The 13,833-nt window shown below is 45.7% G+C and carries 9 protein-coding genes; 4 read left to right on the top strand and 5 right to left on the bottom strand.

From position 1 onward, the window contains the following. The first annotated feature begins 80 nt into the window (after positions 1–80). Together RJ41_RS05320 and RJ41_RS05315 are read left to right on the top strand one after the other, a co-directional pair. Positions 81–2,198: a TonB-dependent receptor gene (locus tag RJ41_RS05320; RefSeq protein ID WP_039217910.1), complete on the top strand. Its 2,118-nt coding sequence runs from the start codon at positions 81–83 to the stop codon at positions 2,196–2,198. A gap of 130 nt (positions 2,199–2,328) precedes the next feature. Beyond that, a complete protein-coding gene (locus RJ41_RS05315; protein ID WP_039217909.1) occupies positions 2,329–4,560 on the top strand; it encodes a molybdopterin oxidoreductase family protein in 2,232 nt (743 codons plus the stop codon). 76 nt (positions 4,561–4,636) lie between these two features. Here the strand turns inward: RJ41_RS05315 and gorA are convergent, their stop codons facing one another. The 5 genes from gorA to RJ41_RS05290 all read right to left on the bottom strand — a co-directional run bounded on the left by gorA (position 4,637) and on the right by RJ41_RS05290 (position 10,700). Beyond that, a complete protein-coding gene (gorA, locus tag RJ41_RS05310) occupies positions 4,637–5,986 on the bottom strand; it encodes a glutathione-disulfide reductase (protein WP_039217907.1) in 1,350 nt (449 codons plus the stop codon). 244 nt (positions 5,987–6,230) lie between these two features. After that, the gene (nosR, locus tag RJ41_RS05305) at positions 6,231–7,535 is read right to left on the bottom strand and encodes a response regulator c-di-GMP phosphodiesterase, NosR family (protein WP_039217904.1); all 1,305 of its coding nucleotides are present in this window, start codon (positions 7,533–7,535) and stop codon (positions 6,231–6,233) included. Positions 7,536–7,601: 66 nt separating this feature from the next. Next, positions 7,602–9,281 carry a sensor histidine kinase gene (locus RJ41_RS05300; protein ID WP_039218062.1) on the bottom strand — a complete coding sequence of 560 codons (1,680 nt, stop codon included), beginning with the start codon at positions 9,279–9,281 and terminating at the stop codon, positions 7,602–7,604. 11 nt (positions 9,282–9,292) lie between these two features. Beyond that, positions 9,293–10,117, bottom strand: coding sequence for a phosphate/phosphite/phosphonate ABC transporter substrate-binding protein (locus tag RJ41_RS05295; RefSeq protein WP_039217902.1), 825 nt, complete (start codon positions 10,115–10,117; stop codon positions 9,293–9,295). A 22-nt stretch (positions 10,118–10,139) separates the two neighbouring features. Next, positions 10,140–10,700: a response regulator gene (locus tag RJ41_RS05290; RefSeq protein WP_039217899.1), complete on the bottom strand. Its 561-nt coding sequence runs from the start codon at positions 10,698–10,700 to the stop codon at positions 10,140–10,142. Between the two features lie 311 nt (positions 10,701–11,011). Between RJ41_RS05290 and prlC the strand changes: the two genes are divergently transcribed. Both prlC and RJ41_RS05280 read left to right on the top strand, forming a co-directional pair. Beyond that, a complete protein-coding gene (gene prlC / locus RJ41_RS05285; protein WP_039218060.1) occupies positions 11,012–13,048 on the top strand; it encodes an oligopeptidase A in 2,037 nt (678 codons plus the stop codon). 6 nt (positions 13,049–13,054) lie between these two features. Further along, positions 13,055–13,756, top strand: coding sequence for a DNA-3-methyladenine glycosylase I (locus RJ41_RS05280; RefSeq protein ID WP_039217897.1), 702 nt, complete (start codon positions 13,055–13,057; stop codon positions 13,754–13,756). Positions 13,757–13,833: the final 77 nt, after the last annotated feature.

Raw genomic sequence — 13,833 nt, 5'->3', positions numbered from 1 at the left:
ATTTTCATTGGCTTTACATTGTGCATCTACACCTTTAGTATAACGCGCCTTTCGTAACCTATTTTCTTAAAAGAGTTTTCATGTTTAGACCATCGCTTACGCTCATTGCCTTAGCCGTTAGTGCGCCTTCTTTTGCTAATGATGCCCCAAAGGATATGGAACGTATTATCGTTTCTGGAAGCCGTGTTATTGAAAGTATTGATGAAGTACCAGCGTCAATCACCGTTATTTCAAGAGAGCAGATTGAAGATCACCTGAAGGTAAACCCCGAGTTACAGAGCTTGTTAGCGCAGATGGTGCCGGGCTTAGCTCCAGATACAGGTAGTTCGAGCAATACTGGCCAGTCGTTGCGCGGACGAGCTCCGCTTGTGATGATTGACGGTGTGCCTCAGTCCACGCCGCTTAGAAATGGCTCGTTAGGTGTGAAAACGATTGACCCTAGCGCGCTTGCTAGAATTGAGGTAATTAAGGGCGCCACGTCTGTTTATGGTAACGGGGCGTCGGGCGGAATTATCAATTACATTACCAAACAAGCAACGGCGCAAGACACGCATGAGGGGCAAGTGAGTTTGTCCTCACGTTTCAGCGCAGTGAAACTTGAAGAGTCAGCCGGTGCGCGTATTTCAGCTGCGATTAACGGCAAGGTGGAGAATTTTGATTACCTTGTAACCGCCAGCTACGAGGAAAACGGCGTTCAGCGCGATGCTGAAGGCGATATTCTAGGTTTGCAGTACGGTTTGTCAGATGCTGAAACACAGAATTACTTTACCAAATTAGGTTACGACTTCGACCAAGAAAAACGTCTTCAGTTCAGCTACAACTACTTCAGCTCTCAACAAAAAACTGACTTGGCGGATGTTCCCGGAGACATCAACGAAGGTGTTAAAACCTACGCTATTCACGTACCTGAGGCTCTGCAAAAACGCGGTAAACCTCAGGGACCTGACGGTAATGAGAACATCACTCTGAAATACACAGACAGCAATATCTTTGCAAACAGCGAAATGACGCTTGATGTGTACACACAGGATATTGAGAACGTATTTTTCTTTTCACCTAACTTAGCTAACCCCGATGAAGGCTACGACGGCGGCCAGTCTATTATTCGCTCTGAAAAGCGCGGCGCTCGCGCAACGTTTAATACTGCCATTGATTTCGATGGCGTAGAAGCCACGTTTATCTATGGTATCGACGCGCTAAAAGACACTACCTCACAGCCGCTGGTTGATGGGCGCGTATGGGTACCTGAAATGGAAATGGACAGCTTAGCTGGCTTTTTACAAACGAAATGGGTAATTAGCGACGACGTTATCGTAAAGGCTGGTGTGAGAAGGGAAAGCATCGACTTATCGGTTGATGACTACGAAACACTGAAGCTGTGTCGCTCAGAAACCCAATGTTCTGTTCCTCTTCAGGTTAAGGGTGACACTATAGATTACGACGCAACTACTTATAACATCGCGATAAAGTACAACTGGAGCGACAGCTTTAGCCCGTTCTTCAATTACTCGCAAGGTTCAGACATCGCTGACATTGGCCGCCTACTGCGCGCTGCAACGGTAGATGATATTGGTCTTATCCAAACGGAAGCTTCTATCATCGATAACTACGAAGTGGGCTTCACCTCTCTTTTCGACCAGGTACGCCTTGAAGTTGCGGCTTACAGAAGTACATCTGAACTCGGTACGACCAATAGGTTCAACGAGGTGACAGGTGTGTATGAGCCTGTTCGCGCACCGCAGGAAATTTGGGGTTATGAAGGCTTAGTAGACTATCGAATTTCAGAAACGCTCAACGTGGTAGCCACATATAGTTACGTTGAAGGGAAAAATACCGAAGCTGATGTGTACCTTGGCTCTCGCCAAATTAGTCCACCCAAAGCAACAGCAAACGTAAATTGGAAGCCATCAGACACTTTATCGCTAACAGTTAGCTATCTTTATGTGGGTGATCGTAAACGCTTCTCGCCGAATGCTGACGGCGACTATGTGGGCGATCAAGGACCTATATCAAGCTATAATATTGTTAACCTAAGTGGACAGTACCAGTTCGCTGAAAACTGGAACGCGTTTATGGGCGTAGAAAACCTGTTTAACAGCGATTACTATCCTGCGCGCGCTCAGTCATACACCTACGGTGGCTACAATATTAAAGGATTAGGCACCACAGCAACCCTTGGTGTGACTTACTCTTTCTAACCAATACCACCTCGCCTAATACGGGCGAGGTGTCTTTTTCTTCCCATCACTTTCAGTGATGCTTGTCTATTACAGCAATAATCGCTAATTTCGTAACAAGTCATTAACAGTGAATTGTGTAGGAACTACCGTGAGCAACGCTGAACAACAATTGCATTATTCTACCTGTACGCTTTGTGAAGCAATGTGTGGTATTGAGGTGGCGACGAAAGGCCGTCAGATACTGTCAATAAAAGGGGATAAAGATAACCCCTTTAGCCAAGGCCATATTTGCCCGAAAGCGAGTGCGTTAAAAGACTTGTACGATGATCCTGACCGCTTGAAGCGCCCTGTAAAAAGGGTAAGACTTGACCGCGAGGCGAGTGCATCGGAAGACAGCGCATGGGAAGAGATAGGGTGGGATGAAGCCTTTGATTTGGTCGCAAGCAAGTTACACCACATCCAGCGGGCACACGGTAACAATGCGGTTGGTGTGTATTTAGGTAATCCCAATGCGCACAATATGGGCTCAATATTATTCGGGCCGTATTTCTATCGTGCCCTCAAGTCGCACAACCGCTATTCCGCTACCTCCGTTGACCAGTTGCCACATCACATTGTTAGTCGACGACTGTTTGGTCATATTTCCCAAATTCCTATTCCTGATATTGATCACACGCAGCACTTTATGATCATCGGCGGTAATCCGCTGGCCTCTAATGGCAGCATTATGACCGTGCCAAACGTGAAAAAGCGTTTAAAGAGCATTCAAAAACGTGGAGGGAAGGTCGTCGTTATCGACCCTAAACGCAGCGAAACTGCCGATATCAGCTGTGAACATCACTTTATTCGTCCAGGCAGTGACGCGCTATTACTGCTGGCTATGTTGCATGTATTGTTTGAAAAGCAGCTACACAAGGCGGATGAAATTTTACCTTATGCCGAGGATATAAAAGCGGTTGAAAAATACGTTCGCGATTATTCACCACAAAAGGTGAGCGAGTTTACCGGTATTTCGGCTTCACAAATCACTCAGCTTGTTTTGGACTTCTGCAATGCTGAGTCTGCAGTTTGTTATGGAAGGATGGGGGCTAGCGTACAAGCGTTTGGTACGCTCACCCAGTATCTCATCATGCTGTTTAACATGCTTACCGGAAACTTAGATAAGCGAGGTGGCATGATGTTCACTCAGCCAGCCGCTGACGTACTACCTGTATCAGGCAAGGGCAGTATGGGCGGATTTACCTCTCGCGTACGGGGACTTCCGGCGTTTGCGGGTGAATACCCGGTAGCGTGTTTAGCAGAGGAAATCTTAACCCCCGGAGAAGGGCAAATAAAAGCCATGGTAATTGGTGCAGGTAATCCCGTGGTCACTACGCCAAATGCAGAGCAGCTTGATAAGGCATTTGATGAACTCGACTTTATGGTTGCGGTAGACTTTTACATTACCGAAACCTCCCGTCATGCTGATGTGATCCTTCCTCCGGTAACCGCGCTAGAGCGCGACCACTACGATATTGTTTTTCACAACTTTGCCGTGCGAAATTTTGCTAAGTACTCTGAAGCGGTGGTAGACATTGATGAAGATCAGCTTACCGATTGGCAAATTTATCTATCTTTGGCTGAAAGACTCGACGCGCTAAACGGCAAAGGTACCGCACACTATGCGGCACTTTGGGATAAGCAGCCTAAAGGTGTGGTTGACGATTTATTACAAGCTGGGCTGTATGGTCGAGGGGCAAACGAAAGCAGAGACGCTCAGCCTAACTTAAATCAAACTTCACCCGACATTCCCTTAGAAGGGTTGTCGCTTGAAATGCTTAAAGCACACCCGCACGGAATTGATTTAGGGCCGCTACAGCCTTCCTTGCCTCATGCTTTGTTCCATGAAGATAAGAAGATCCACTTAGACTTTGATTACTTCATGGCTGATTTAGACAGGGTTAACACGCATTTCTTTGGAAAAGCGAAACATGCTACGCCGCAAAATCAGTCCGTCGTTTTGATAGGGCGCCGGCATATTAAAACCAATAACTCGTGGCTGCATAACAGCACTCGTATGGTGAAAGGTAATAACCGCTGTACGTTGCAGCTTCACCCTGATGACGGGGCAAAATACGGCATTGCAGATGGCGATGAGGTAAGTGTGAAATCGCGGGTTGGCCGGCTAACCATAGAGGCTGAAATCACAGATGCAATTATGCCCGGCGTGGTATCTATTCCCCATGGATGGGGGCACAACAAAAAAGGCATAAAGCTGTCTGTGGCAAGTCAGAACCCTGGGGTAAACACCAATATTCTTACTGACGATTTACAGGTAGACGAATTATCGGGAAATGCGGTGCTAAATGGCGTGCCCGTGGAGCTAGAAAAAGTAAGTTAAGCACGCAAAAAAACCGGCATTTACTTGCTAGTAAATGCCGGTTTTTGTGAGAAAGTACTCAATTAAGCACCTATTCTTAGGTCATAGTAACAAACTCTTCTGCACTGGTAGGGTGAATAGCTACACACGCATCAAAGTCAGCTTTGGTCGCACCCATTTTTATGGCAACGGCGAAGCCTTGCAGAATTTCGTCCATGCCGTGCCCAATACCGTGAAGGCCTACCACTTTTTCGTCTTTACCCGCGCATACCAGCTTCATCTTGGTCATTTGACGGTGGCGGGTTACCGCGGTGTACATAGACGCAAAGCTCGAAGTGTAAACCTTGATGTTGTCCTCGCCATATTCTTCGACAGCTTCTGGCTCGGTTAAGCCAATAGTGCCAATGGGTGGGTGACTAAACACTACGGTTGGAATCATCGAGTAATCCATGTGAGCGTCTTTTTGGCCGTTAAATAAACGTTCGCTAAGCAAACGACCAGCCTTAACTGCTACCGGAGTAAGCTCTGCTTCACCGGTAATATCACCAACTGCGTACACGTTTTTGGCTGTGGTATTTTGATACTTATCTACTTTAACTGTACCGTCATCACTTAACTCAACGTCGGTATTTTCAATATCAATTTTGTCGGTAGAGGGTTTACGGCCAATCGCCCAAATCAGGCAGTCAGTTTTTAGCACTTCGCCATTGGTTAAGTGTACTGATAGCTCACCGTCGTCAGCTTTTTCTACTTTCTCAACGCTCGCGTGGTCGTGCAGTTTGCAGCCTTCAGCGTGGATCATATCAACCAAAGTTTCGTGAATAAGCGGGTCGAAATTTCTAAGCGGCGCGTGTTTGCGAACTACCAGATGCGATTCTGTGCCAAGGGCGTGAAGAACGCCAGCCAGTTCAACGCCAATGTAGCCTGCGCCAACGACGACAGCGCGCTTAGGCTGCTCTTTTAGGGCAAAGAAACCATCAGAATCAATACCGTACTCAGCACCTTCAATATCTGGGATGATTGGGCGGCCGCCTACAGCAATCGTAATATGGTCAGCCGTGTACTTTTCGCCGTTGACTTCTACCGTGTTGTTATCAATAAACTTTGCAAATCCGCGAATTAAGGTAACGTCGTTTGCAGTAAGCACGCGGTCGTAAGAGGCATGAATACGCTCAATATAAGCCTGGCGGCTGGCAATCAGGCTGTCCCAGCTAAAGTGATTTACCGACAAATCGAACCCGTATTCAGGTGCGTAGCGGTGGATAGCTTCAGCAATTTGGGCTCCGTACCACATGGCTTTTTTAGGCACGCAGCCAACGTTCACGCAAGTACCGCCAATATCTTTCGCTTCAATAATGGCGGCCTTCTTTCCATGTTTAGCTGCACGGTTTGCAGATGCGATACCACCGCTGCCACCGCCAATACATATATAATCAAAATGTGTCATTCAAAAAGCCTTCTTTGTCGGTTAGGCGAACATAAACGATAAGCATAGATGCCTTCGGTAGGTTCGCACAGCAAATCATTCTCTATCGGTCTTGTTATAAAGAGTGATTAAAAGACCGAGATTTGCTTTAGGGAATTTCATTTAGTTTATCAATGGGGACAGTGCAGCCTAATAAAAAGGCTAAGGTAAAGCGAGGCATATTCATGCACCGCCCGTCCTGTTTTCAACACGAAACCTTTAAAGCTTATTTACTTATAGTAGCAGAAAGCTCTTCTGGTTCTATTTGAATACTAAACGCTTTTCCACGCTCTTCTTCAAAGTGCACGAGTTTTTGAATGGTGGCATCACTAAACACATGTCCCTCGGGAAGGATAAGGATGTGACTATCGTTATACAAATTTTGGGCGAGGACCATGCCCGCCTTAAGCTGCGTGGCTTTCAATGATGTCGAGAGCAGTTTAGACGTTGTCACATCTTCAGCTTCGAGTAAAAGGTCCAAAAACTCGCCGTCATAGCGGGTATTTCGGTGCTTTTTCATTTCTAATTTGGCATCGCGAGGGCTCATTTCCACACCACTCATTCTGCCGGTTACCAAGCGCCAATAATCTCGGGCAATCGCTAAAATACGCGCGCCTGCGGGAATTTCTTTGGCAACTTTGTTATACAAACCAGAGCCATTGTAGTGCTCGAATTGAAACTCGATGATATCTGAAACTTGATGCAGCTCGTGCGCCGGCGCGAGGATCAGTGCCGCCTGTTTGGTTTGCGACAAGTAATTTTGTTGCTGTTGATATTTAAGCTTTGAAAATGGCGCTTTGAAATCTTCGGTTTTAAGCCCTAGCAGGCCTAGCTCACAAATAAGGCCGGCATAGCGCACTTGTTTTATTTCGTCTTTCTCTAAACGAGCAATACGCGCAAGTTTCGACGCTAACTCACTCACCTCAATAGCAAACTTACCGTTGATGTTTGGATTAATGCTTATCACGTTGAACAGCACCTGCTCCATTGCAAGGTTGTGTTTTTCGATTTTATTTAGCGCTGCTTTTATCTGGCGCGTGCGCTTTTGAACCACTTGTTCCAGCGAAGCGTTTACGTCTCTAAGCTTTCTGTTTTGAAGGCGAGTAAGTTTTTGAAGACGCGTATTTTCGGCCTTCAATTTAACCCGCTCTAGCCCTTCCTCAACCACAGATATTAATTCTTGGTTATCCCACGGCTTTTGAAGATATCGATGAATTTTACCTTGGTTAACGGCTTTAATGGTTGATTCGATATCGGCATATCCTGTAAGTACAACTCTAAATGTATCGGGGTAATTAATAGCAACTTGCTCAAGAAGCTCAGCGCCTGACATTTGAGGCATTTTCATGTCTGAGATTACAACGTGGACCTCGTGATTACTCATCAGTTCGAGTGCTTTAGCACCGCTGTCAGCAAGCAGTAGCGTAATATCCATAGTGAAGAGCGCGCGTTTAATTGCACGAAGAATATTAGGTTCGTCGTCGACAAATAGCACGGTATAGGTTGAAGCTTGTTCAGTAGGCTCTGTCATAAAAAATTATCCTTATACGCGACGTAACTAATATCACATGCTATTGCATTATTTGACACTATAACTTCATGCATTATTAGTCTCACCGTTATTTTGTGAGTCTTTGGAAACTGGGTTGGTTGGAAGCGCTAGCGTAAATGTACTGCCTTCTCCTTCGGTGCTAGAAGCAGATAGCGTTCCACCGTGTTCTTGCGCAATACCAAATGAAATTGAAAGTCCTAAACCCGTTCCTTGTCCTTCCGGTTTTGTAGTGAAAAAAGGATTAAACAGCTTATCAAGGTGGCTTGGCGGTATTCCGCAGCCGGAATCTTCTACTCGTAACTCAACAAACTCGCCAACAGTGCACGTTGTGATAATAATTTTTCCGTTTTTGCCAGTAGCTTCAATAGCTTGACCAGCGTTAATGAGAAGGTTAGTTATCACTTGAGATATTTTACCAACGTTCATATCTACGTCAGGGATCCTTCCTAAATGCGTTTCTACTGTACATATGTATTTTAGTTGGTTATTAACCATGGCCAATGTGGTTCGCACACAATCATTAATGTTGTGTTTTTGCATTTGATCGCTATCAACGCGAGAAAACAATTTAAGCCCTTTCACTATCTCAGCAACGCGCTGCAAGCCTTCGCGAGAGTCACCGAGCAAGTCAGAAATATCTTCATTGATAAAAGCCATATCTTGATTGCCCAGCATTTTTTCTAGTTTATTGAGAGCAAGCGCGCGTTTTTGCTCATCCTTCTCGTCTAAAACAACCTGAATCTGCGAAAAAATCATTTGATAAGTCGCAACGTATTCACTGAGTGTTGAAATGTTGCTGCTAACAAAACCTACAGGGTTATTAATTTCGTGGGCAACACCAGCTGCGAGTTGCCCTACTGATGCCATTTTTTCAGCCTGAAGAAGTTGTACTTGGGTCTCTTTTAAATCTTTGTTCGTTTCTTCTAGCTGATAGTTTTTCTGGTTAAGTAAGGCTGTCCGGTCTTGCACTTTTTCTTCGAGAAGTGTGTTTAGCTCTTTAAGGTCATCTTGTGCACGCTGGCGCTGTTCGTACTCTTCCTTTAGCCGCTCAACGAGTTGATTAAATGCCTCAGCGAGCTCGCTTAATTCATCTTTCCCCCTAACAGGAACAAAAACTTCTTTATAGTTATTGTTTCTTACCGCCTCACCTAAGTGCTTAGCACCCTGCAAAAGCTGCTGAAGCTGAGACATTAAAAAGGAGCCGAGTAAATACGAACACAAACCAACTAGAACGAACTCCATCAGAGCGAGGGTTACCGTCCAGCTTCTAACCCTAGAGACCGATTCAGTAACTGAGGCTATGTTTAGGCCAATTTCAACATAGCCGTATAAGGTATTGTTTACCATAATTGGAGCACGGGTGTCATATACACCATCGTCAGCTTCTGACACCGACAAGTCAGCTTCAAAGGGACGACTAAGCGCGGCTTCACTACCTTTCTCTACGAATATATTGTTTGTTTTATCTTTTACTCTCACGTATGAAATATTAGGGTTGGTTAATATTTCGGATACATCGGCATCAAGTGAAGCTAAGTCATAGCTTAAAAAAGCATTCTTTGTTGTAGATACAAAAAGTGCAACCGTGGTGTCTGCAGATTTTTTGATGTTGCTGTCAACAAGATCGTTTAACAATTGAAACACAGTCACAAGGAGCACCAGCAGCAAAAGTGCAGCGATACTTGCAATTCCGGTAATCGTTTTAAACCGTAACGACAGCTTCATATGTTCATTTCTCATAGGTGCGGTCTTGAAAGTGACGCAATTCCTAGGTTTCTTACGTCGTCCCAATCGCTGTCTCTAGAGGCAATAAATCCGCCCAATCCAATGTCACTTAAAATTGAGGACTTACTGCTGTCATTAGATAATGCAATCAATGCATTAAGAATAGCTTGTCTATCGTCTTCTGCCATTTTTGGGTGCGTCGCGATGGGGTGGGGCGTATAGCCCTCACTTTGCCACAGCACACGAAGGTCATTTTTTATTGCTTCTGGAGAGATATTAAACGTGCGAAAAATTCCGCCACCTGCTTTAAAAAAATTACGCTGCACTGATAAGTAAACCGAGTCGTGAGATTTCACGTAACGAGGAATGAATACGATGTTATTTTTGCGTAAGTGAGCGCTAGTGATAATAGTCGCTGCAAACGCGGCGGGCGCAGGAAAAGCAATTTCAGACCCGTTTAAATCTGAAAGCGTTTGAATTGGACTGTCTTTGTGGACCACAATCAGCCCACGTATTTTTTTGTCTGCCTGATGAGCAAGTGCGCGATAACCCACAGAGTCGTTAAAAACCACAAAATGATAAGGGTTCATGTAGGCCAAGTCATAAAGTCCGGCAGTTAGGTTAGCTTCGAAAGTAGGAATGTCTTTGGCCGTTCTAAATTCAACGTTAAGACCAGTGTAATTACTCACATAATCAATAAATGGTTGCCACTTTTCGGTCATTTTCTTGGCAGATTGCTGAGGAACAACGCCAAACGTTAGCGCTTTTCCCTCAGCTGAAAGCGGGACTAAAGTAAACCATAGAGCGATTAAAATGCACGTTGCTGGCCAAGACATAGTCATTTCCTTCTTATTCAAACTACAGTGACATGAATTGCTCTAGCACATTGGTAAGATCATGATTTGAGAAAGGCTTTTGAAGCGTCGCATCAGCACCGATTTCCAGCGCACGCTCAAGACTTATGTCATCTAAGGCTGATATGACGATAATTTTCAAATCTTTGTATTTGCTTTGTTCTCGGGTGAATTCGATAACACTATAGCCATCCATGCCAGGCATACTAAGGTCCAGCGTCATAACTTTAGGCTCGTACTGGCTTAACATGATTCCCGCTTGGAATCCCCCAGTCGCTATGTACGAATCGAAGCCTGCGCGTCTTGCCACACGCTGTATCGACTTGGCCACCGGCATCTCGTCGTCTACGATCAGGATGGATGGTGAGGCAATCCCTCTGAGCGCATCAGGAATAGGCATATCATGGCGTTCAAGGAACTCAATAAAGTCCTCAACAAGAATACGATTGTTACCACGTCCCGGAAGCTTGAAGCCCTTAAGCTTTCCGCTTTCAATCCATCGAATTACAGTGCGAAGGTTTACGTCGCAGTACGAGGCTATTTCGCCTGATGTTAAGGTTTTCATATCAATACCTTGTAGATTTATTAATCAGAATTATAGCTGTAATACGACTAGGAGACAAAGTAGACAAAAGGATTAGATGCGACATTTGCGACATGCCTGGAGCCGCCGTGATGTGAGATTAGGCAAATCTGACGACTACCCCTACATGGAAAAGAGCGCTCAGTTTAACGATCTATGGTGCAGTTTCGTGATCCATAGCCTTAAACTAGAAGTAACTTCAAAACAGGTCAACAGATGCGTAAACAATAACTTGTTTTTAGTCAGCGAAGCCCCATCATTATTCTATCAAAGCGTTAAGAGTGAAAAAGATTATGACAACCCCTGCAATAGAAATGGTAGATGGACTACCAATTTTTTCTGCTATTGAACCAGCCTCTATTAAGCCTGCAATTGAAAAGGCCATTGCGGCATGTAAAAACGAAATAGAAGAGGTCGTGGCGTCGAAAGATTACTCTTACCAGAATCTAGTGCTTCGCCTTGAAGAGGTGGACGACCGTTTAAGCAAAATGTTCTCGCCGGTGTCTCATATGAATAGCGTGGTGAGCAGCGATGAATTGCGTGAAGCCCACGATGCGTGTTTGCCACTATTATCGGAATATGGAACTTGGGTAGGCCAGCACGAAGGCCTTTACAATGCTTATGCTTCCCTCAAAGCGTCTGACGAATTTGCGACCTTAAGCGAAGAGCAGCAGAAAGTGATTGAAAACGCCGTTCGCGATTTCACATTGTCAGGTGTAGCGCTTCCCGCAGAGAAAAAGAAGCGTTTTGCAGAGATTCAGGCAAAGCTAAGCGAGCTATCGTCAACCTTTTCTAATAATGTGATGGACGCCACTATGGGCTGGACAAAACACATTACCGATGAAGCTGAACTTGCCGGTATGCCAGAGTCAGCCCTTGAAGCTGCGGCGCAAGCTGCGCACCAAAAAGACTTACAAGGCTGGTTGTTTACGTTAGACATTCCGTCTTATTTACCTGTAATGCTTTACGCGGATAATCGCGAACTTCGCGAAGAAATGTATCGCGCCTATGCCACAAAAGCGTCTGATCAAGGCCCTAATGCGGGTAAGTGGGATAACACCGATATAATCAAAGAGACTTTAACGCTGCGTACTGAACTGGCTGAATTGCTAGGCTTTTCAAGCTATGCAGAGCGTTCATTAGCAACCAAAATGGCAGACTCTACCGATCAGGTCATCGGGTTCTTGCGTGATTTAGCGGCTAAGTCTAAGCCTCAGGCAGAAAAAGAACTCGAAGAAGTACGAGCATACGCGAAAGACAAGCATGGTGTTAGCGAGCTAGCGGCATGGGATTTACCGTATTACAGCGAGAAACTGAAACAGGAAAAGTACACGATTTCTGATGAAATGCTGCGCCCTTATTTCCCAGAAGATAAAGTACTGTCTGGCCTGTTTGAGGTGGTGCACCGCCTGTATGGCTTAAAGATTATCGAGCAGCCAGGCATCGACACATGGCATAAGGACGTACGGTACTTCACCATTACTGACGATGCCGATGTGATGCGCGGCAGCTTTTACCTAGACTTATACGCACGAGCTAAAAAGCGTGGCGGCGCGTGGATGGATGAATGTCGCGTACGTCGTGAAAAAATGAATGGCGAATTACAGCTACCCGTTGCGTACCTTACCTGTAACTTCAACGCACCTGTAGGGGATAAGCCAGCGCTATTTACCCACGATGAAGTGGTAACCATGTTCCATGAGTTTGGCCATGGTATTCACCACATGCTTACTAAAATGCGCGTAGCGGGTGTGTCGGGTATTAACGGTGTACCGTGGGATGCGGTTGAATTGCCAAGCCAATTTTTAGAAAACTGGTGCTGGGAAGAAGACGCGCTTAACTTTATCTCTGGTCACTATGAAACTGGCGAACCGCTTCCTGCTGATTTATTAGAGCGTATGCTTGCTGCACGGGATTACCAGTCAGCGATGCAGATGGTACGCCAGCTTGAATTCAGTCTTTTCGACTTCTTACTGCATAGCGAAAAGGGCAGTGAGGTAGACGTACAGGGCACATTGGATAAAGTACGTGAAGAGGTGGCCGTGGTCATTCCTCCATCGTTTAACCGTTTCCAAAACGGCTTTGGTCACATATTTGCTGGTGGATACGCAGCGGGCTATTACAGCTATAAGTGGGCCGAGGTGCTTTCTGCCGACGCGTACAGCAAGTTTGAAGAGGATGGCATTTTTAACCGTGACACGGGCAAAGCGTTCTTAGAAAACATTTTAGAAATGGGCGGCAGTAAGCCTCCTATGGACTTGTTTGTTGCTTTTAGGGGGCGCGAGCCGCAAGTTGACGCTTTGCTTCGTCACAGCGGTATTAAAGGCTAGGCACACATGAAAGAGTCTAAGCTAGAGTCTTTTCAATCTATCTACCGCCGAGCGTGCGAGCGCAAAGGCGGTGAAAGGGTGCTTGAAGCTATGCTCCAAGCACCACTTTCTAAAGCGCAAATTGAAGCCATTCCTGACGACCGTTTTTTAGCGGCGATGACCAAAAAAGTGTTCCAGTCAGGCTTCGTGTGGCGAGTTATTGAGCAAAAGTGGCCCGACTTTGAAACCGTATTTTTCGGGTTCGACATTGATAAAGTGTTGTTGATGCCCGATGAAATGCTAGAGCAAAAAGCGTCAGATAAGCGCATTGTTCGCAACTATAAAAAAGTGATGACAGTGCGTGACAATGCCATGATGATCAAAGACGTAGCCCTGGAGCACGGCAGCTTTGGTAAGTTCGTAGCAGGCTTTGAAAAAGACAATATCACTGAGCTTTGGGCGTTTTTGAAAAAACGCGGTGCGCGATTAGGTGGCAACACCGGCCCCTACATGCTTCGTGCACTGGGCATAGACACGTTTTTATTCTCTCGTGACGTGGAAGATTACTTGCGAAAGAATGAAATTATTGACGGTGGCTTAACCTCGAAAAAGTCGCTGTCGGCGGCCAATGCCGCATTTGCGCAATGGCATGAGGAAAGCGGCCGTTCTTTGCAAGAGATCAGTGCCATTGTTGCCTATAGTTGGGGCACAAACAATCAGGTAGTGTAGAGCGAGCTGCTCTAGTCTTCTAAACAAGGGAGCTTGTGCCTTGCAGGCTCCGCTTTTGTGAAGGTCAAAGGCTTGAT

This window comes from Alteromonas marina (assembly GCF_000808575.1).
Taxonomy (GTDB): Bacteria; Pseudomonadota; Gammaproteobacteria; order Enterobacterales; family Alteromonadaceae; genus Alteromonas; species Alteromonas marina_A.
The sequence above is the reverse complement of the archived record's forward strand: the minus strand, read 5'-3'. Positions and strand labels throughout refer to the sequence as shown.